Origin of the sequence: Natrinema limicola JCM 13563 (genome assembly GCF_000337475.1) — an archaeon.
In the GTDB taxonomy this organism is placed as follows: Archaea; Halobacteriota; Halobacteria; order Halobacteriales; family Natrialbaceae; genus Natrinema; species Natrinema limicola.
In genome coordinates, this window is record NZ_AOIT01000049.1 from 1 (window position 1) to 19,997 (window position 19,997).

Genomic DNA, 19,997 nt, shown 5'->3' on the forward strand with positions numbered 1-19,997 from the left:
CACTCACGGGTGGTGAGTGGCGGTCGTGATTCCTTGATCGGCCCTGTATTCGGGATCGATTCCTACCGACAGACGCGAATCTCGTGCACGGATTTTGGGGTATTCGCAGCACCACCCGCCGAGCCGACGGACGTCGCGACGACGACCCTCGTCGACGAGGACCGAAACGACGTCATCACCGTCAAAGCGATCGGACCGGGTGCGTGGGGAAGTTCGATCGCCGCGATCGTCGAGGACAGCGAGAACGACTATTTCACCCTCACGCTCCGATACTGGTCGTGTGATCTCGAGGCGGTCAGCAAACCTGCATCCGATCAGCCCGAGCCCGCGCCCGACATCGAAGAAGTCTACGAGGACATGTCGGCCGATCCCGAATCCAGCCAGTTCTACGAGAAACAGATCCCGGGATCGGTGCTCGTCGACCTCGAACAGCAAGCTGCGGGCTGCCCTGCAGAGGGGCTCTCCTGGCTGTCTCGGGACGTCCCTGAAGAGTACGCCGACGGTGGGCTAATCGAAGTCGGCGATGAGTCGGAGACTGCTGCCTACATCCCTGACGATCTCGAGGAACGAGCGTACACCGAGTTACAGGGGATCGCCAAACCGTTCGACATCGACGCGTCCCAGTCGCAAGAGGAGCTGCAGGCGGAGCTCGAGGAGATCCGTGCCGGCGAAATGGCGGTCGACGTCGACGTCGTCTCCGATCTCTCAGCGGTGCCCGAGACAGAGACCGTGTCGCTGAGTGACTACGAAGGTATCGACAAGCCCGGAATGCGAACCGGTCTTGCGGCGTTCAGGGAACTCGACAATGTCTCACTCATGTGTGTCCCTGACGAAAACGAGATCGAGGGGCTGACTGAGGCGCTCGTCGCTCACTGTGAGAACATGGGTGAGCGGTTCGCGATCTTGCAGGCACCGCAGAACGCGGGTGCGATCTCGGAGCTCGAGACGCCGGTTGATTCCTCGTATGCGGCCTATTACTATCCGTGGGTCGAGGCGACGGATCCGCTGACCAACCGAAAGCGGCTCGTCCCACCTGGCGGTCACATCGCCGGGATCTTCGCGCGAAGCGACATCGAACACGGCGTCCACAAGGCACCCGCAAACGAAGTCGTTCGGGGCATCCTCGGCACACAACACACGATCACCAAGGGCGAACAAGACGTGCTGAATCCGAAGGGCGTCAACTGCATTCGGAGCTTCCAGGGTCGTGGCATCCGCCTCTGGGGTGCCCGAACAACGTCCAGCGATCCGTCCTGGAAATACGTGAACGTACGGCGACTGTTCCTCTACATCGAGCAGTCGATCGACGAGGGAACCCAGTGGGCGGTCTTCGAGCCCAACGACGAGGACCTGTGGGCCCGCGTCCGCCAGTCCGCGGAGAACTTCCTGACGACGATCTGGCGAGACGGCGGGCTACAAGGCAGCACCGCCGACGAGGCGTTCTACGTCAAATGCGGCGAGGAAACGATGACGCAAGACGACATCGACAATGGCCGCCTCATCGTCGAGATCGGCATTGCGCCCGTCAAACCGGCCGAGTTCGTCGTCTTCAGGATCAGTCAGGATACCAGCGACACATAGCGCTGCCCACCCATAGCTGATAGCTCCGAAACCAATACGCAACTACCACGACAATGCCAGATTCACACGGACCACTCAGACAAACCGAATTCAAGGTCGAACTCGACGGCGTCGGCGTCCCCGGCTTCGTCGAGGTCGAACTGCCAGCGATGCGAACCGAACAGGTCGAATACCGCGAAGGTAACGACCCATCACACAACCGAAAGCTCTGGGGAGACACCCAGTACGACGACCTCGTTCTCGTTCGCGGTGCAAACGAGAAAAACGAGGCGCTCTACAAGTGGCGAAAAGCCGTCGACCAAGGGAAGATGGACGACGGCGGCCGGAAGAACATCGCCGTGATCATCATGAACGAAGTCGGCGACTCGGTACTTCGGTTCGAGTTCACGAAGGCGTGGATCAAAGAGTATCGACCGCCGACGCTCAACTCCCACGGCGGGGGCGGACAGGGTAACCTCGCGACCGAATCCTACGTCGTCACGTTCGACGAGATGGAGCGCAAGAACGTATGACACGGCCAGCCAACAAGTCTCCGGGTTCGGGTACCGTTTCCGTTCCGCCCGCTCGACTCGATTCGGACTGGCACGTCGACGACGAAGGTGTAGTTCACACCGGTCGGTCAGCTCCGTTCGCCGGGCGCGTCGTCGTGGCCTGTGACCGTCGGGGTGGTCGACCATGACCGGCGGCACGCTCCAGACGGAGTTCGAGTTTACCCTTCCGCAGGGGTACGTCGACGACGAGGGAACACTCCACAAGGAGGGGCGCATGCGCCTCGCGACGGCAGCCGACGAAATCGAGCCACTACAAACCCCTCGCGTCCAGTCGAACTCCTCGTATCTCACGCTCGTCTTGCTCTCGCGGGTCGTGACCGAACTCGGCGACCTCGAGACGATCGACGTCGGCGTCATCGAGGACCTGTTCGTCTCGGACCTCGAGTATCTCCAGGCGCTGTACGAGCGGATCAACAATCAGGGCGTAAACGCCGTCGAGACGGCCTGCCCCGAGTGTGGCGAGCGGTTCGAGATCGACGCCGAAAGCGGTGCCCACCTTACGACGGACGGTGCAAGCAGCCCCATGGCTCAGGCTGGAAGGGACGCCGGCGCGACCGGCGTCGGCGGTGATCTCGGTGGCATCGATGCGATCGACTCGTCCGGACTCGAGGCCACCGAGATGCAAGCGGCCAGCGTCGAATCGAACGACGGTGAGGAATCAACGCCGGGAAATCCAGTGGAGTAATCCGGTTGTACGAACCGGATCGCCTCTACGAGGAGGTCGCGTTCGTGGCCTACCACTTCGGATGGAGCCACGAGACGGTGTTGAACATGCCTCACTGGGAACGACAGCGATGGTGTACGGAGATCAGCGAGATCAACGATCGAATGAACGAGACACCGTCGGAGCGGGGCCATGGCCATCATGGCGGTCGCGGCCGCAGACGTGACGACGCTGGCGGTGGGATCGTCCTCCGTAACCCGCCGGAGTCCGGCTAACTACGAACCACGGTATCTGGGGTGCAGATACCACCGCGCAGTACCGAAGAGATGGCACCAGACACGAACGAAACCGATCCCTACGCACAGTATAATTTCGAGGTCGAGGTAGACGGCGAGGCGGTTGCCGGATTCGCCGAGGTCGCCGGGATAACGATGGAACTGGAAACCGTTCCGTACCGAGAGGGTGGCGTCAACGATCACGTCCATCAGTTACCTGGCCAGTTCGCACACGCGAACCTCGTCCTCCGACGCGGACTGACGAAAAACACGACCTTCTGGGAGTGGATCCAGACGGTCATGAGTGGGACGCTCACCAGAAAAAACATCGTCGTCACGGTGAAAGACGGCTTTCGCGGCGACAGTCAATGGGGGTGGGAGTTCGCCGGTGCGTATCCGACGAAGTGGTCTGGGCCGGACCTCGTGAGTACCGACCGAGGGATGGCAATCGAGTCGATCGAGTTGGCATACGAGCGCTTCTCGACGCTGTCAGGGATGCCGGACTAGCGGTCACAACTGGTGGAGTTGTCCCCGCATCCTTTCAGAATTCCTCGGTCGGCGGCGCAATTCCCTCGTCCTCGTCACCGCCATCGAGATCGAACTCGTCTCGAAGTTCCCGAATCCGATCTCTGATATCGGCCGCCAACTCGAACTCGAGGTTGTTCGCGGCCTCCTGCATCTGGGTCTCGAGTTCGTCGATATAGCGCGCGGCGTCGTCTTCGTCCTCGAGTTCCCGGCCGGAGACTTCGCTGGTGTCGGTCTTCGACCCGGGGAGGTTCGTCTCGCCGATTTCCTTGTCGATCGTGGTCGGCTCGAGGCCGTGGTCCTCGTTGTACTGCTGTTGAATCCGCCGCCGTCGCTGTGTCTCCTCGATCGCGGACTCCATGGCCGACGAGGGTTCGTCGGCGTAGAGGACGACCTCACCGTTGACATTGCGGGCGGCCCGGCCCATCGTCTGGACGAGCGTCGTTTCCGAGCGCAGGAACCCCTCCTGATCGGCGTCTAAGATCGCTACCAGCGAGACTTCGGGGATGTCCAGGCCCTCCCGCAGGAGGTTAATCCCCACGAGGACGTCGATCTCACCCAATCGCAGCGAGCGGATAATCTCGTGGCGCTCGAGCGTGTCGGTCTCGTCGTGCATGTAGGCGACGTCGACGCCCGCTTCCTCGAGATACTCGGTCAGGTCCTCGGCCATCCGTTTGGTCAGCGTCGTCACGAGGGTGCGCTCATCGCGGTCGATACGCTCGTCGATGCGATCCATGAGATCGTCGACCTGCCCGGTTGCGTCCGCGACCTCGATCTGTGGGTCGACGAGGTGGGTGGGGCGAACGATCTGTTCGACGATCTGGTCGCTGTGCTCGGTTTCATAGTCGCCCGGCGTCGCCGAGACGTACAGCGTCTGGTCCGTTTTCTCCTCGAACTCCTCGAATGTGAGCGGGCGGTTGTCGTACGCTGTGGGGAGCCGAAAGCCGTTCTCGACCAGCGAGTCCTTGCGGGATTTGTCGCCGGCGTACTGCCCGCGGATCTGGGGCAGCGTGACGTGTGATTCGTCGACGACGGTCAGGAAGTCATCGGGGAAGTAGTCAAGCAAGGTGTAGGGCGCGTCGCCGGAGTCGCGATCCGAGAGATAGACCGAGTAGTTCTCGATACCGGAACAGTAGCCGGTCTCGGCCATCATCTCGAGGTCGAAGGTCGTCCGCTCTTCGATGCGCTGGGCGGCGACCAGATCACCTTGTCGCTCGAAATAGGAGATGCGCGAATCCAGGTCGTCACGGATCTCGTCCATCGCGCGCTCGAGTTTCGTCTCCGGAATCGAGTAGTGCTCCGCAGGGTGGATCAACACGGCCTGTTGCTCGCCTTTGGTCTCGCCCTCGAGCGGGTCGACCTTGACCATGCGGTCGATCTCGTCGCCCCAGAGTTCGACGCGGACGGCATAGCGGCCGTACATCGGGTAGATCTCGATGGTGTCGCCCCGCACGCGGAACGTGCCCTGTGTGAAGTCGACGTCGTTGCGCTCGTAGTTTAAGTCCACGAGCTGGGCCAGCAGGTCGTCACGGCCGATCTCCTCGCCGACCTCGAGGCGCAGGGACATGTCGACGTAGTTGCGTGGATCACCGAGGCCGTAGATCGCCGACACGGAGGCGACGACGATGACGTCCTCCCGTGTGAGCAGCGACCGGGTCGCGCTATGTCGGAGGCGGTCGATCTCGTCGTTGATGGAGGCGTCCTTGTCGATGTAGGTGTCTGTCTGTTCGACGTAGGCCTCGGGCTGGTAGTAGTCGTAGTAGGAGACGAAGTACTCGACGGCGTTCTCGGAGAACAGATTGCGGAACTCCTCGTAGAGCTGGGCCGCCAGCGTCTTGTTGTGGGCGATAACGAGGGTCGGCTTCTGGATCTCCTCAATGACCCACGAGACAGTGTTCGTTTTCCCGGAGCCAGTCACCCCGAGCAAGGTCTGTTTGTCCATGCCGGACTGGAAGCCCGCGGCCACTTGTTCGATCGCCTCGGGCTGATCGCCTGCGGGGTCGAATGGAGCGTCGACGACAAACGGTCGGTCGACGTCCGGACGGTCCGGCTGCAGCGGGCCTTGCGCGTCGCTCATTGTCGGCGTCAGGGGCTCGAGCCACTTGACCCGCTCGCATACCCGGCCGGATAGGGATGGCGAGTTGTCTAAAAAAGGCGTCTCGCCGCACCAGTTAGCTACATATCGTCGTCGGTCGTCGGGCCGTCGACGGTCACCTCAACAGTGAACTCGCGGTCCATCGCGTCTTCCGGCGGCTCGAGGTAGCCGATCGCGTAGCCGGTGTAGGCCATCCCCCGCTCGAGCGTGACGTCGAACGAGGCAACGGTCGTCTCGGGATCGCCGGCCGGCCGGACCGAGAGAGTATACGACCCGGCGGGGACCGGGACGTAGTCGGTCGCGTCAGTAAACGCGACGTTCTCGAAGAGTAGTTCGTCGTCGGCGTAGACATCGACCGCCGGCGCGTCGGGTACGGCGTGAACGAGTCGGGCAAGCGCCGAGCCCGCGTCTACGAGGACCGCCGGCTGGAAGGTCTCGGCCTCGAGTTCGCCGATCGCGGCGACAGTGTAGTATGCGGCACCGAAGGTCACGTCGCCCTCGAAGGCGACCGTGTTCGGATCGCCGGCGGCCGTGATCGTCACCGTGTAGGTGCCCGGCTTGAGCTCTAGATACGGCGAGACGTCACCGTAGGCGACGTCTGCGAGTACCTGCTCATCGTTGACGTAGACGTCGACGTTCGGTGCGTCCGGGGAGAAGTGTGCGACCCGGACGGCCGCACCCGACATCTCTTTCGACGTATCGACCGAGTCCGTGTCACTCGAGCGCTCGTCGTGTTTGTATTCGCCGCCGGCCAAAACGGTGCCACTCGCTGCTGTTACCCCACCTGCGATGCCCATCGTTTTCAGGGCAGTTCGTCGTGATACTGGCATGCTGCGAGTGACAGCGGGGACGCCGAAGGAAAAAAGCGCCCAGTCAGTATCACGGGTAGTTTCGACGTTTCTCGCGGTGCTTTCCGTGTATGTGGAACCTGCCGTCTGAAGGCGACCCATAACCGACGAGTAAGGGACGCCAACACGAGTAGCGGTCGCGAACACTCAGGTCCGTTTTGAGACCGCAGCACGTGGCGACTGCTCTCCCAACCGTTATGCAGCGAGACGTGCTGGCCGCAGCTATGTCCGACGAACTCGAGTCGGCGCTCGAATCTGCCAAAGCCTATCGCGAGACCATCGATCGGACATAACGCGCGAGCGGAGACGACGGCACGCGGAGGCGGTGCTTACTCGAGGCGTTCTAACACTGCCGCTTTCTCGTAGGATAGCGACAGCGACCGCGAGCGCCCCCGCCCATCGACATCGGTGTAGTCGGCATCGATCAGGCCGAGCTGGTCGAGTTTGTTGACGATCTCGGAGTAGCGCGTATAACCCAGCTCGGTCCGCTCGTGGAACGCCTCGTAGACTGCGCCAGCTTGCTCGCCGTCGTGGGTGGCGATCACCTCGAGCAGCGCTTGTTCGGTCTCGCTGAGTCCCGACAGCGACCGGGTGAGGTTGATATACTTGGATTTCTCGTATGCGTCCTCGACGTCCTGGCGCTCGACAGTGCGGCTGGCTCGCATCTCGGCGTTGAGCCCGGCTCGGCGAAGCAGGTCGATCCCGACCCGAAGATCGCCGCTTTCGGCGGTGAGGTCGGCGACGTACTCGAGGGTATCTCGTGAGATAACCCCGTCGTGGAAGCCACGTGTGACGCGTTCGGCGAGGATGTCGACGATCTCGGGCTGGTCGTAGACGGGGAAATAGACGTCTTCGGGGCGGAAGACGCTCTGGACACGGGAATCGAGTTCGTCGGTGACGTCCAAGGCGGGGTCGGAGGAGACGACGATGACGCCGATCTTCGCGCCGGGGTACTCCTCGTGAGCCCGCAGCAGCGAATAAAGGGTGTCGCTGGCCTCGTTCTCGTAGAAGAGGTAGTTGACGTCATCGAGTGCGACGATGAGGACCTTGTCTTCCTCGACGAGCTTCTCGGCGATCTGGCCGAACAGCTTCTTGAACGAGATGCCCGACGAGGGTGGCTCGTAATCAAATGTGCCCTCGAACAGTCGCGAAAAGACGGAGTACCGCGTCGCATTGACCTGACAGTTGACGCGAATCGTCCGGACATCGCTCGTCTGCGTCCCGATCTCGTCGAACAGCTTCTGGACTGCTGTCGTCTTCCCTGTGCCAGGTGGGCCCCGCACCACGACGTTGAGCGGCCGCGACCCCCGCACCGCCGGGCGCAGCGCATACGTCAGGCTCTGGGTCTGGCCCTCGCGGTGCTTGAACGTCTCGGGGACGTAGTCGATCTCGAAGACGTGCTCGTTTTTGAACACGGATTCGTCCCACGACAACATCCCCTCGTCGGGGTCGTCTGCCATCACTTTCACCCTGCTTCCGCAGCGTCTTAACCCTTCGGTGGGTCCACATCCCGGACAGAGCCCATATCGCCTGTTACTGTCTGACATAGTAACAAGGCCATCATATTCATATCGTCACACCGCCACGGCTCGGCTACTCGAACTTCTCCAACAGGTCCCCGTAGAACGCACTGTCGTGTTCACCCGCCAGCTTCTCGACGATCAGCTCCGGCGTCGACCGCGCGAGGTGGTCTTTGACCGGCGAGCGGTTCACCTCGAGTTCGCCATCCACCAGTCCGACGGCCTCGATGCCGTCGACGGTCACGTCGAAGGCGGCCATCTCACGAATCTCGCCCGCGAGGTGCGAGACGAACACCGCCGTCGCGCCGTTCTCAGAAAGCGCCTCGAGAATGCCGGCGATGATCTTCGCCGACGCGCCGGGCTCGGTGATGCTCTCGAGTTCGTCAACTAACACGAGCGACCCCTCGCCGCCCTGCGCGAGGTCGGCGAACTCGCGAACGGTCGACTCGAACGCGCCCGCGTCCAGCGTCCCCTGGGTCTTGGCGTGGTAGTGAAGGTCGTCGAACCGCCGCAAGCGGACGCGCTCGGCGGGGACGGGCAATCCCATGTGAGCCAACACGACCACGCTCGCGACCAGATCCAGCGTGGAGGTCTTTCCGCCGCTGTTGACTCCCGAGAGCAGGGCAACGCCCGAGACCGCGTAGTCGACGGGATCGATGCGCTCGAGCGGTTCGTCGAGCAGCGGGGAGCGACCGCCCTCGATGTCGAAGCCGACAGCGTCGGCCGAGTCGACGAACGCCGGCATCACGCAGTCGAAGTCATCAGCAAACCGGGCGATTGCGAGTTCGACGTCAAGCTCGAGGGCGTCGCGGACGAGCTGGCGGGCCCCCTCGCGCTGGTCGGCCAAGTCAGCCGCGAGCTCGCGTTTGAGCCGTCCCGCGCGGCGTTCCTTGGCCGCCGTGAGTTCCTCGCGCAGCCGGCCAACGACATCCTCGTCGTGCTCGACCGGAAACGTCGGCTCGTCGCCGAACGCACGACGGGCGATCTCGGCCTCGCCGGCCTCGAGATCGAGGGCGTCGATGAGATGCTCACGAGCCGCATCGACGGCCGCAGCGTACTCGTCCGCGAGTTCGCGAGACAACAGGGAGTCGACGCCGGCCCCGCGCTCGACCAGCGAGAGGAGGTCCGACCCCTCGATGGTGACGTCCTGTTCGCGGATCGCCTCCCGGAGCCGGTCGTTGGCGACGCTCTCGGCTGCACTCGCGGCCGCGTCCAGATCGTCGACCGCCGTCGTCAACCGGTCGAGTTCGTCGTCGCCCGCGACCGTGCCGTCTTCGGCCAGCCGCGAGAGCCCATCCTCGAGCGCCGCGAGATCGCAGGGGGCCTCGAGATCGGCGGCGCGGTGGACCGCGATGGCCGCCTGGAGCCGATCGCGGTTGCGCGCAAAGAACGCAAGCGGCCGTTCGGGGACGACCTCGGCCGGATTCTCGAGTGCGTCGGGGCGGACCTGCACATCCCCGTCGAGTGCGACGCCGGCAAAGGACTCGTCAAGAGCGATCACCGTCGCGTAGCCGCGCGCGAGTTCGGCCAGCCCCTGGGTGTCCTCGACGACCTCGACGGAGAGTTCCGGGATCGCCTCGCGGGCCTCGCTGTAGCGTTCGGCGTCAGTCGTCGCCAGACAGCGCTCGCGGACCCGCACGTCGCCGGGTTCGCAGAGCGGTTCGACGCCCTCGAGTGCCTCGAGCACGTCGGGGGTGGGCTCGCGTTCGAGGGCCTCGCAGGCGAACGCCTGCACCTCGTCGATGCGCGATCGCCGCGGGCTCGGATAGAGCGTCTCGAGGCGCTGGGCGGCATAGTCGGTCACGGTACGGTCTTTGAGCAGGCCGAGGACCTCGCGGTAGATCTCGCGGGCGCGGTCGGTTGCGAGGAAGCCGCCCGGATCGTCGTGCTCGAGCCGGATCGCTCCCCGCGCGATGCGGGCGGCCCGGCCCTGAGAGATCCCCGGTGCGGTCGCAAGCGTCGCCACGTCGCCAGTCCGTAGCGCGCGCTCGGGATCGTCGAGAGCAGCAAGTGCGCGAGCCGTCTTCTCGCCGACGCCCGGAATCGACTCGAGGTCCATGTCTCGAGGTGCGTATCAAACCGAAGCGAGAAAAAGTTCCCGCCCGTATTACAGAACATGCTATGGCCAGCCATGCCACGGTAAATCGCAGCATCACTCGTAGCATGGACTGACAGCGGTGTCGAGCATTTATACGGACACACGGCTAGCGTCCGGATGTGCAACCGAAACGGCAGGTCGGAAAGCCCGATCGGAGACAGTGGCGACAAACAGAGACGAGTGCGATGTGGCTACCCCGAACGTATGGAGTATGACCGTCCGGACGCGGTCGACGACCGCCTCGAGTGGCTGCGGACCTACAGCTACGGGCTCTGTATGGGAACGGCAGACGCCCTGCCCGGCGTCTCCGGTGGCACCGTCGCGCTGTTGCTCGGCTTCTATGGCCGGCTGATCGCTGCGGTCACCGCGTTTACGCCCTGGCGGGCGGCCGCCGTGCTCCGGGGCTACCATCCCGACCGGCGGACGAAAGCACGGGAAGCGCTGCTCGAGTTGGATTTGGGATTCTTACTCCCGCTCGGCGTCGGTATCATCACCGCGGTCGTTATTGTCGCCGACGCCGTCTCGTCGCTGGCACAGTCCCATCCGGTCGCGATGTTCGGCTTCTTTACCGGCCTGATCGCCGCCTCAGTGATCACGCTCGGCCGAAGCCTGACGATCGACTCGCCGACACACATCGGCGTCGCAATGACGGGAACCAGCCTCGCGTTGCTGGTCGCTGCCGACATCGTCTCGCTGCCCGGAAGCGGCCCGATAGTGATCGTCCTCGCCGGTGCGATCGCCGTCAGCGCGATGATTCTGCCAGGAATCTCGGGATCGCTAATCTTGATCCTGCTCGGTCAGTACGTCTTCCTCTCGTCGGAACTGAGCGCGTTCGTTCACGCGCTGGGTGACCTGCTCAGCGGTGGCTCGCTGGCGGCCGTCACCGATCCGGGAACGACCGTAGTACTGTTCGTTGTCGGTGGTGCTACCGGTCTCCTCACGATCGCCCGCGTCGTCCGCATCGCATTAGATCGCCACCGCGGGCTCACGCTCGTCTTCCTCGTGAGCCTTATCGCCGGCTCGGTGCCTGCTCCCCTGACCAACATCGCCAAGACGAACGCGTGGACGACGGAAACAATAACGCTGACCGCCGCATGGGCGGTCGTCGGTGCGATCGCGCTGTTCGGCCTCGAGTATCTCGTCGGCGGCTTCGAGCCGGAGTAACGCCGCTCAGTCGCCGAAATCGGCGTTCTCGAAGCTCTCGTTCGCGAGGTCGTCGATCAGTTCCTCGACCGAGTCCTGTTTATCGTCGTCTATGTCGTCGATCTCGCCAACGCCGTGGCCGCCGTTTTGGCCGTCTGCAAGGCGTTCTTGTTGAGGTCGCCGTCGGGATCGACCACTGGCAGTTTGAGGTCGGTGACGTTCTCCGGTGGGAATCCCGACGTCGAGAGGAGGAAGGGAGCTGCGACCTCGCCCAGATCGTCGGCATCGAAGTCCTCGAGTCGTGGCTCGTCTCATTCCTCGGTCGTCGTCCCCGAACCGTCGGGTTTGTGCATCGAGTAGTCGGTCACGGCAGAGGGTATGCGACAGCGGACGATCGACGTCAGGCTTGCGTGTTCAGCCACCTCGAGCCTGCGTCACGGACAACGATGGACGACAATCAGTTGCCGCCAGCGTACTCGTACTCTCGTTCGGGATCCTCGACGCCCTCGGTTCGGGAGCCGACCCAGGCACCAAGCGAGAGGCCGTAGACGAGGTGACCGGCGTGAAAGAGCGCGAGTTCGTCAGCCTCGAGGGGGATGTCGAGCAGTCCCTGCAACACGACCTGTACGCCAAAAGCGGACAGAGCCAGCCCGTAGATCGATCCCCAGACGAGGCCGCGCTGTTCGGGTTCGATCGATCGGCCAGCGTCGTATAGGGAAAACAGCGCCCCGAAGACCGCGCCCGAACCGATCCCGTAGAGCAGATGCAGTGCGAGGCCAGCGATCGGATGTTCGTCGGGGTCGCCGTCGGCGACGTACTGCGACCAGAAGTTCGCCGACGGGGGCAGCGATCGCAAGAGCGGCAGGCGAAAGGCGGTCATGATCAGCGTCGCGACGAATCCGCCCTGAATTCCGCGAGCAACGGCATCGGCGACGTGTTCCTTGCGCGGACGGTCGTCAACGGCTTCGGTATGTCCCTCGGCCTCGGCGATCGATCGGAGGCGATCTACTACAATCAGAGTCATCTCGGTACCAGCCCTATGCCGGACGACGCCTTAACCGCCGGGCGCGCTGCTGACTGCACCCCGCTCGGGATGCGTCGCTGGAGCGCGGGCACGAACCACCCGGCATCGTGACAACGTCCTTTTGGCCGCGCGGCCCGAACGACGGTCCATGACATCGGTCGAGGCGAAACGCGAGGCCGCCCGCGACGACCTCGCGGCCCGTGATGGGGTCCTCGTGGCCTTCTCCGGCGGGGTCGACTCGAGCGTGGTGGCCGCACTCGCCCACGACGCACTCGGCGACGATGCCGTCGCCTGCACTGCAAAGAGTGAGACGCTCCCCGAGGCCGAACTCGAAGACGCCAAACGCGTCGCTGACGAGATCGGCATCCGCCACGAGATCGTCTCCTTCTCGGAACTCGACAGCGACGCGTTCGTCGAAAACGACGACGATCGCTGCTATCACTGCCGGACGATGCGCCTCGGCGAGATGCAAGCGACGGCCCGCGAACTCGGGATCGGGACGGTCTGTGACGGGACCAACGCCGACGATCCGGGCGCTGGCCACCGGCCCGGCCTGCAGGCGGTCGACGAACTCGACGTACACTCGCCGCTGCTTGCCCACGACATCACGAAAGCGGAGGTCCGCGAGATCGCCGCCCACTACGGCCTGTCGGTGGCCGACAAGCCCTCAATGGCCTGTCTCTCCTCGCGCATCCCGACCGGACTCGCAGTCACCGACGACCGACTCACGCGGATCGAGCGCGCCGAGGCCCTGTTGCGCCAGTGGGGCTTCGATCAGTTCCGCGTCCGCGACCACGACGGCCTCGCACGGATCGAGGTCGCGCCCGAGGAACTCGAGCGTGCGTTGACCCGTGAGTTCGTGGAGACAGTTCGCGAAGAACTCTCGCGGCTGGGGTTCGAGCACGTGACGCTCGATCTTCATGGCTACCGGACCGGCAGCGTCAGTCCCGCGGGCGACGAGGAGGCCACAGCGGAGTCGACGAGCGACGACTGATCGCACTCATTAGCCCGGCGGCCACCGACATCCTTCGATTCGGGGACGGAGATTCGGCGATCGTCCGCCTCGACGTAGCTTCGATAGACGAACGGCCAGAATATAACCGTATTTCGCAGTATGAACTCCCCAATAGTGAAGATAGCGGCAGTGTGTTCGGGAATATTGCACGTTGCGATACGGACGTAGTTTTTGGGCCGGTAGAAGTGATCGATGGACGCTGACGTGCCGCTCGAGTGGACCACCGAAGAGTCTCGGACCTACACCCCAACGCATACCGACCGAGAGATGGGGTATCGGACGTATCGCCACGAGTCAGGCGATCTTCGCCTCAAAGTCGCCCCGGCCTCGCTCGACGGCGAGGACCACCCCGGCTACGCACTGACCGCGACGAGCTATCCGGGACTGGACCTCTCGGAAACGATGCGCGTGCGACGTGTCCTAACGTTCGAACGGTGTACGCAGATCGCTCGGCAGTTCATGGATCTGTTCTCGGCCAGCTACGACGGTCCCGGCTCGCTCGAGGATGCACTCGAGTACGCCTACGAGCGCACCCGCGAACACCGGTAGGTATCCTCCCGGACAAACGTCCGTGAATACTCGATCGCGTCCTGACGGCTGTCGCTGTCGGCGACAGCGTCTCGCGTGCGATCGATGTCTGAGCCGTGTCGTCCGACAGTATTACTCGATCGTGAGGTCGCCACCGCCGCCACCGTCGCCGCCGTCTTCGTCCCACTCGAGTTCGAACTCGATGGACAGTTCGCCGGGGGCATCGGTTGGCCCTTCGCGTTCGGCTTTGACCTCGAAAGTCGGCCGCGCTGGCGGGTCGAGAGTGACGGCGTCGGAGCCAGCCGAGAGCGTGATCGCCTCACCGGCATCGAGATTGTCTGCGACGCGACGGAGTAACGACGCGATTTCGCTTCTGTTCATGTCGCTTTCGGATTTGAACAGCACTTCTTCTGGCATACACCCCAATACGTTCCGACAGTTGATAAATACGTGCCCGGGGATTGTGGTGATCAGTAACCGTCGAGACGGCTCTCGCCGGCTGGGTCACGGGGCGACTCGAGACGAACCGCACACTGCTTGAAATTCGGCTCCTTCGACCGTGGATCGACGGCAGCGATCGTGAGGGCGTTAACGCTCGGCTGGTGGATCGGCAGCCAGACGACGCCATCGGGGATCGCCGCGTCGGATTCAACGCGAACGATGACCGCGGCCCGCCGAGAACAGAGCCGTGCCAGTCGGTGCTCGTCACCAGTGGGTCCGTCGGCAGGCTGCTCGAGTGCGTCTACAAACGCAGCCGCCGTCGCCGGGCTGACCCGCGCCGTCAGAGAGTCGTCTGTGTCAGTTCGCACCCCAGTGTTGTATGCGTCCGGCCGGCGTGCGGTCGTCAGCGTAAGCGGGTAGGCGTCGTCGGTCGGCTCCGGCAGCGGCCGGGCCTCGGCGCTCGAGAACCGCACCCGGCCAGACGGCGTCGGGAACGACCACGATTCGTCGGCGTCCGCGTCGCCGTCGGGTTCGCTGTCGTAGTACCGGTAGCCGACCGAATCGTTTGCGGTCGGTGCCGGCCAGCGGACCGCACGCTCGGCCGCGAGTCGCTCGTAGCTGAGCCCCGAGCAGTCGGCTGGCGTGCCGGCAGTCAGTGCCGCGAACTCGTCGAAGACCGTGGCGGGCTCGAGCCGATCATCGAACAGGCCGGGAACGAGGCGCTCGGCGAGTTGGCCGATGATCTCGAGGTCCGTTCGTGCCGCCGCCGGCGGCTCCGTCGCGGGCCGCACTCGCGAGACGGTTCGATCCATGGAAATCGTCGTCCCCTCGGACTCACCCCACGTCGCCGCAGGCAGAACAACGTCGGCGTACTCGGCCGTCTCACTGCGGAAGGCATCTTGAACGACGAGAAAGGCGTCCGCGAGTTGCTCGCGGACGGCCGTCGCATCCGGCATGCCTGCGGCGGGGTTCGTCGCGACCGTGTAGACCGCATCGATCTCGTCGCCGATCGCGTCGACGAGGCCGACCGGTCCCGGGCCCGGATCGTCAGGGAGTCGCGAGACCGGGACGTCCCAGGCCTCGGCGACTGTCCTGCGATGATGAGAATCGTCGAAGGGGCGATGGCCGGGCCACGTCCCCTTCGCCGAACAGACGCGAGTCCCCATCGAGTTGGCCTGCCCGGTCAGCGAGAACGGCCCCGACCCTGGCCGAAGGTTGCCGGTCGCGAGACAGAGATCGATCAGCGCACCCGCAGCTGCGGCCCCGTTGACGCTCTGGTTGATCCCCATTCCCCAGTACAGGAGCGTGGAGTCTGCGAGCGCGTTGGCCAGTCGCTCGACGTCGGCCATCGAGACACCCGCCCGTGTGGCGGCGTCGGCTACGTCGGGCAGGTCCGCGCGGCAATCATCGAACCCGATTGTCGCCTCGGCGACGAAGTCCTCATCGACCCGATTTGTTTCGAGGAGGCGAGCGAGGACCGCTCGAGCGAGCGTGCGGTCGCCGCCGGGCTCGAGCGGAACGTGATAGTCAGCGGCCGCGGCGGTCTCGCTGTGGATGGGGTCGACGACGATGAGCTCCGAGCCGTCTTCGGCTGCAGACTGGCGAATCCAGCGGAACAAGACGGGATGGGCGACCGCGAGATTCGCTCCCCAGACAACGTGGCTCTCGGCCACGGGGATGTCGTCGTAGGTCGGTGGCGGCGCGTCGCTGCCGAACGCATCGTAATAGGCAGTGACCGCTGACGCCATACACAGCGTCGTGTTCGCATCGTAGTACCGTGTGCCGAAGCCACCGCGAGCGAGTTTGCCCAGCGCGTAGGCAGCCTCGGTGGTCTGCTGGCCGCTGCCCAGAACGGCGACGGCGTCGCTGCTCCGGGCAAGCGCAGCTTCGAGTCCATCGGTCGCGCGCTCGAGCGCGGCCTCCCAGGTCGTCGCGACGAGGTTGCCGTCCTCGCGGACGAGCGGCTGAGTCAGCCGCTGGCCGTCCGGATCGACGGTCTCGCGGATGCCGCGCCGACAGGCCACCCCCTTGCTGACCGGATGAACGGGATCGCCGCTGACTGCCTCGAGGCCGTCCCCGTTGTCGGCGGACTGCTGGCGGAGTCCACAGCCGACCGCACAGCGCATACACGTCGTTGGGATGGGGTCAGTCACAGCGCTCACCTCCGACGAGCAGGGCGACACGGGTCAGTGACGATGCGTTCCACGGATAACGAGTGTCGAGTCGAGACGACATCGGTCGATTATCGGCCGACCCACTTCAGGACGAACAGCGTCCCCTCGAACAGCAGAATCATGGTGATGGCGACGAGGATGGGTGCCATCCCGGTTGGGTCAAGCGTGAACATGAAGGCCAGCCCCGCGAACGCCGCCCAGAAGTACAGTCGCTTCTGGGCCAGCCAGCGACGGGTCGTCACGCCCATCATGATCGCCAGCATGATAAAGAGCGGAATCTGGAAGACGATGGCGAGAAAGCCCATCAGCGTGATGACCAGGTTGAACGTTTCGCCCAGCGCGTAAGCGATCTCGGCGCTGCCATCAGCGTAGTAGGTGAAATACTGAAAGAGGATCGGCAACACGAGGACGTACGAAAACAGCATACCGACCGCCCCGAGCACGACGCTCGTCGGCACGGCCGCGAGGTAGTATTTGCGCTCGTTTGGATACAGCCCCGGCCGCATGAACAAGTAACACTCGTAGACGAAGGCCGGCAGCGCAACCATGATCCCGAGCAGCGACGCGACCTTGATCCGGGTCAGCCACAGCTCGAGGGGCTGGTAGACGTGCGGTGGCGGCGCATTGCCGCCGGACGGGAAGACGGAGAACCAGACGAACTCGATCGCCTGGGAGGCCCACAGCAGACCGATCGCCGTCCCACCGGCCGCAAAGAGCAACACGACCGCCAGCCGAAGCACCATCTCCTCGATGTGATCGGCCAGCGGCATCTCCTCGTCTCCAGGCGGCGTCGAGACGCCCCCGATATCGTCGTCGGAGTCGGGATAGGTCGGCTCGGGAGACGGGTGGTCGCCGACGACGCCCTCGCCGTCAGCCTCGAGGGGTGGCGACGCCGCGCCTGCGTCCGCGAGGGATGGCTGGGGCTCATCGGAGCCCTCCTGTGGCTCTGGCGGACCCTCGCGGGCGCGGTCATCGACCGGCTCGTCCGACATCTACGGGTTAGTGATAGGCCACCGGTTATAGGCCTTTTTCTTACGGTGACCACGAGAGGGTGAGAAGGGCGATCGATCGGGCTTCGAGCCCGCATATCCACTCGAAAGGTTGATAACTGGATGTCAGTTACCCCAACCCAATGAGTTCTGCCCTCGACGAGGATACCGCCCGCGCCATCAACACCGGCCGGGAAACGGTCGGAACCCTCCTCTCGAGCGCCCAGCAACACCTGCAGAAGGTGTTTATCGTGTTTCTCGTGGGCTTTATCGGCTCTTTCTATGCGCTTCGCATGGTCATCTGGGACTTCCTCAAGGCGACCGCGACGGGCCAGATGGACCAGTTCGTCGCCGATTCGACCGATATCATCACGCGGACGCCATTCGAGGTGATCCTCTTACAGGCCAAGATCGGGATGATAACGGGTATTATCGTCGCCATCCCCGCGTTGCTCTTTTTCTCCCGGGACGCGATCCGCCGTCGTGGCTACCACAGCGTCGTGCCGGTGTCAAAAGGTCACGTCGCCGGACTCGTCGCCCTGTCGCTGTCGCTGTTCGTCGGTGGGGTCGTCTACGCCTACAGCGTCTTCTTCCCCTACGCCTTCGAGTTCCTTGCGCGCAATGCCGTCAGCGCCGGGATCAAACCCAGCTTCGGCATCACCGAGTTCACCGAATTCATGGCGCTGCTGACGCTGTCGTTCGGCCTCGCCGCCCAGCTGCCGCTGCTGATAGGCGCGCTGGCTTACACTGAGATCATCCCCTACGAGACGTTCCGCGACAAGTGGCGACACGCCTTCGTCGGGATCGTCGTCTTCGGCGCCCTGTTCTCGCCGCCGGACCCCTTTACACAGGTCATGTGGGCGATGCCGATGATCGTTCTCTACGTCTTCAGCCTCGGACTGGCCAAGGTCGTCTCCAACATCCGCCGGCGCGGGGCGGCGAACTCCGAGGGGACGGGAACCGAACACGTCAAGCGGCGCATCCTCCAGTTTGGCGGCGCCCTAGCCGCCATCGCGGCCGTCGTCTCCATCGCCGTCAACCAGGGCGCGTTCGACGTCCTCCACGCGTCGGTCTTCCCCGCCTTGCCCGACCTAATTCGGCCGACAGGGCCACTCGGCCTCGAGACGATGGCGAACACACACGGTCTCGCCGGTGACGTCGCAGTCGGCCTGATCGTCGCCGCCGCTGTCGGCTTCGTCGTCCTGCTCGGCTACACGATTCGGGTTCTTCAGGGACCGGTCTATCCACGCGAAGACGACATTCGGCGTGCCGACACCCACGAGGATGTCGACTTCGAGACGCTCGCAGCCGAGGACATCGCCGACATCCCGACGCCGGTCTTCCAGAATATGAGCGAAGACCAGGCGCTCGAGTATTCCCGAGAGGCGATGTACGACGACGACCGGGAGAAAGCCCAGGCCATCCTCGATCGGTTCGACTCGCTCGACACCGCCGATGAAAGCGGTGACGGCACGGCTACAGGGAACGCCAGCGGAGATACGGCAGCCGGCGAGACCGGTGAAGAAGAAAATCTGCTCGCGAGCACCGCTGCCGGCATGCTCGATCCCTTCACCGACGACGAGACGACCGAAGACGACATCGGCGGCTACGGCTACGACATTGCCTTCATCCTCAACAGCCTCGCCTCGAAGATGTTCTACATCGTTGGCCTGTTCATGCTCGTCGCAGGTGGCACCTTCTTCTGGCTCTACTCGGGCGGGCTCCTGGACGTCTTCACCCTGTTCCTCGATCGGGTCCCCCAAGACGTCCTCGCGGAAGTCGCCGTCCGCAACGACATCGATCCCAGCGGGATGACCCTCCAGCAACTCATCAACGAGATGGACATCGTCGTCGCGTTGCACCCGGTCGAGGTGCTCATCTTCGAGGTGAAAGTGAGCACGCTACTCGCCGCCGTCGCCGTGTTGCCGATGGTCCTGTACTTCGTCTGGCCGGCTGCCAAAGAGCGCGGGCTGGTCTACGGCGACCGCCGCACGTTCGTCGTCTGGGGAGGCGCTTTGATCGTTGGCTTCGCCGTCGGCACCTATCTCGGGTTCTTCTGGATCGCACCGTCGATCATCTCGTATCTGGTCTCCGATGCGATCAGCAACGGGATGGTCATCTCCTATCGGATCAAGAACTTCTTCTGGCTCGTGATCTTCACGACCGTCGGCATCGGCTTCCTGCTGAACATCATCGTCACGATGGCGCTGTTCCACGTCGGCGGGATCGTCAGCTACCGCTCGATGCTCGAGCGCTGGCGGCCCATCACCGTCGGTATCTTCGCCCTCGCCGCCTTCGCCAGTCCGAAAGGCGTGCTCACGATGTTGATGGTTGCCTTCCCAATCGCGCTCACGTACCTGCTTGGCCTCGCAATCCTCTACGTGCTGACCGGCGGCGGCCGACTGTTCGGCGGTGGCGGCGGGTCGGCGGCCGACCACGATGCCGAGGACGCCGAGATGGCGACCGCGGAGTGACGGTCCGACGGCGCGACCAACTACCCTTAAGTCGGAACCGTGTGAACGTGTT

General features: G+C 64.0%; 17 protein-coding genes. 9 read left to right on the forward strand and 8 right to left on the reverse strand.

Annotation, left to right across the window (positions count from 1 at the left end; translation table 11 throughout):
- Positions 1-78 precede the first annotated feature (78 nt).
- The 5 genes from C476_RS11905 (at position 79) to C476_RS11925 (ending at position 3,578) form a co-directional block, all read left to right on the forward strand.
- On the forward strand, positions 79-1,581 hold the full coding sequence (locus tag C476_RS11905) for a phage tail sheath family protein (protein ID WP_049911821.1): 1,503 nt from the start codon (positions 79-81) through the stop codon (positions 1,579-1,581).
- Positions 1,582-1,634: 53 nt separating this feature from the next.
- Entirely contained in the window at positions 1,635-2,093 is a 459-nt protein-coding gene (locus tag C476_RS11910; RefSeq protein WP_008013260.1) for a phage tail protein, read from the forward strand.
- Positions 2,094-2,256: 163 nt separating this feature from the next.
- The gene (locus C476_RS11915; protein WP_008013262.1) at positions 2,257-2,817 is read left to right on the forward strand and encodes a hypothetical protein; all 561 of its coding nucleotides are present in this window, start codon (positions 2,257-2,259) and stop codon (positions 2,815-2,817) included.
- A 5-nt stretch (positions 2,818-2,822) separates the two neighbouring features.
- Positions 2,823-3,071 (forward strand): DUF6760 family protein, encoded by a 249-nt coding sequence (locus C476_RS11920; RefSeq protein WP_008013263.1) that lies wholly within the window; start codon positions 2,823-2,825, stop codon positions 3,069-3,071.
- Between the two features lie 51 nt (positions 3,072-3,122).
- Positions 3,123-3,578 carry a phage tail protein gene (locus C476_RS11925; RefSeq protein WP_008013265.1) on the forward strand — a complete coding sequence of 152 codons (456 nt, stop codon included), beginning with the start codon at positions 3,123-3,125 and terminating at the stop codon, positions 3,576-3,578.
- 34 nt (positions 3,579-3,612) lie between these two features.
- On the opposite strand, the gene uvrB is transcribed toward C476_RS11925, so the two are convergent.
- The 4 genes from uvrB to C476_RS11945 all read right to left on the reverse strand — a co-directional run bounded on the left by uvrB (position 3,613) and on the right by C476_RS11945 (position 10,118).
- Positions 3,613-5,673, reverse strand: a complete 2,061-nt coding sequence (gene uvrB / locus C476_RS11930) for an excinuclease ABC subunit UvrB (RefSeq protein ID WP_008013267.1) — start codon at positions 5,671-5,673, stop codon at positions 3,613-3,615.
- A 98-nt stretch (positions 5,674-5,771) separates the two neighbouring features.
- Positions 5,772-6,488, reverse strand: coding sequence for a DUF4397 domain-containing protein (locus tag C476_RS11935; protein ID WP_008013269.1), 717 nt, complete (start codon positions 6,486-6,488; stop codon positions 5,772-5,774).
- A 380-nt stretch (positions 6,489-6,868) separates the two neighbouring features.
- Entirely contained in the window at positions 6,869-7,999 is a 1,131-nt protein-coding gene (locus C476_RS11940; RefSeq protein WP_008013272.1) for an ORC1-type DNA replication protein, read from the reverse strand.
- A 133-nt stretch (positions 8,000-8,132) separates the two neighbouring features.
- A complete protein-coding gene (locus C476_RS11945; protein ID WP_008013274.1) occupies positions 8,133-10,118 on the reverse strand; it encodes a MutS-related protein in 1,986 nt (661 codons plus the stop codon).
- A 243-nt stretch (positions 10,119-10,361) separates the two neighbouring features.
- Between C476_RS11945 and C476_RS11950 the strand changes: the two genes are divergently transcribed.
- Positions 10,362-11,321, forward strand: a complete 960-nt coding sequence (locus C476_RS11950; RefSeq protein WP_008013275.1) for a DUF368 domain-containing protein — start codon at positions 10,362-10,364, stop codon at positions 11,319-11,321.
- A 436-nt stretch (positions 11,322-11,757) separates the two neighbouring features.
- Here C476_RS11950 and C476_RS11960 read toward each other — a convergent pair whose 3' ends face one another.
- A complete protein-coding gene (locus tag C476_RS11960) occupies positions 11,758-12,324 on the reverse strand; it encodes a hypothetical protein (protein ID WP_008013280.1) in 567 nt (188 codons plus the stop codon).
- 148 nt (positions 12,325-12,472) lie between these two features.
- Here C476_RS11960 and larE point away from each other — a divergent pair, with 148 nt between their 5' ends.
- Positions 12,473-13,318, forward strand: a complete 846-nt coding sequence (gene larE / locus C476_RS11965; protein WP_008013284.1) for an ATP-dependent sacrificial sulfur transferase LarE — start codon at positions 12,473-12,475, stop codon at positions 13,316-13,318.
- 213 nt (positions 13,319-13,531) lie between these two features.
- Positions 13,532-13,888 (forward strand): hypothetical protein, encoded by a 357-nt coding sequence (locus C476_RS11970; RefSeq protein WP_008013285.1) that lies wholly within the window; start codon positions 13,532-13,534, stop codon positions 13,886-13,888.
- Between the two features lie 111 nt (positions 13,889-13,999).
- On the opposite strand, the gene C476_RS11975 is transcribed toward C476_RS11970, so the two are convergent.
- From C476_RS11975 to tatC, 3 genes are all read right to left on the reverse strand, one after another.
- The gene (locus C476_RS11975) at positions 14,000-14,284 is read right to left on the reverse strand and encodes an amphi-Trp domain-containing protein (protein ID WP_008013286.1); all 285 of its coding nucleotides are present in this window, start codon (positions 14,282-14,284) and stop codon (positions 14,000-14,002) included.
- Between the two features lie 53 nt (positions 14,285-14,337).
- Entirely contained in the window at positions 14,338-16,434 is a 2,097-nt protein-coding gene (gene nasA / locus C476_RS11980) for an assimilatory nitrate reductase NasA (protein ID WP_008013287.1), read from the reverse strand.
- A 116-nt stretch (positions 16,435-16,550) separates the two neighbouring features.
- Positions 16,551-17,474, reverse strand: a complete 924-nt coding sequence (tatC, locus tag C476_RS11985) for a twin-arginine translocase subunit TatC (protein ID WP_008013288.1) — start codon at positions 17,472-17,474, stop codon at positions 16,551-16,553.
- 140 nt (positions 17,475-17,614) lie between these two features.
- On the opposite strand from tatC, the gene C476_RS11990 reads away from it, so the two are divergent.
- The gene (locus C476_RS11990; RefSeq protein WP_008013289.1) at positions 17,615-19,945 is read left to right on the forward strand and encodes a twin-arginine translocase subunit TatC; all 2,331 of its coding nucleotides are present in this window, start codon (positions 17,615-17,617) and stop codon (positions 19,943-19,945) included.
- The last annotated feature ends 52 nt before the right edge of the window (positions 19,946-19,997 follow it).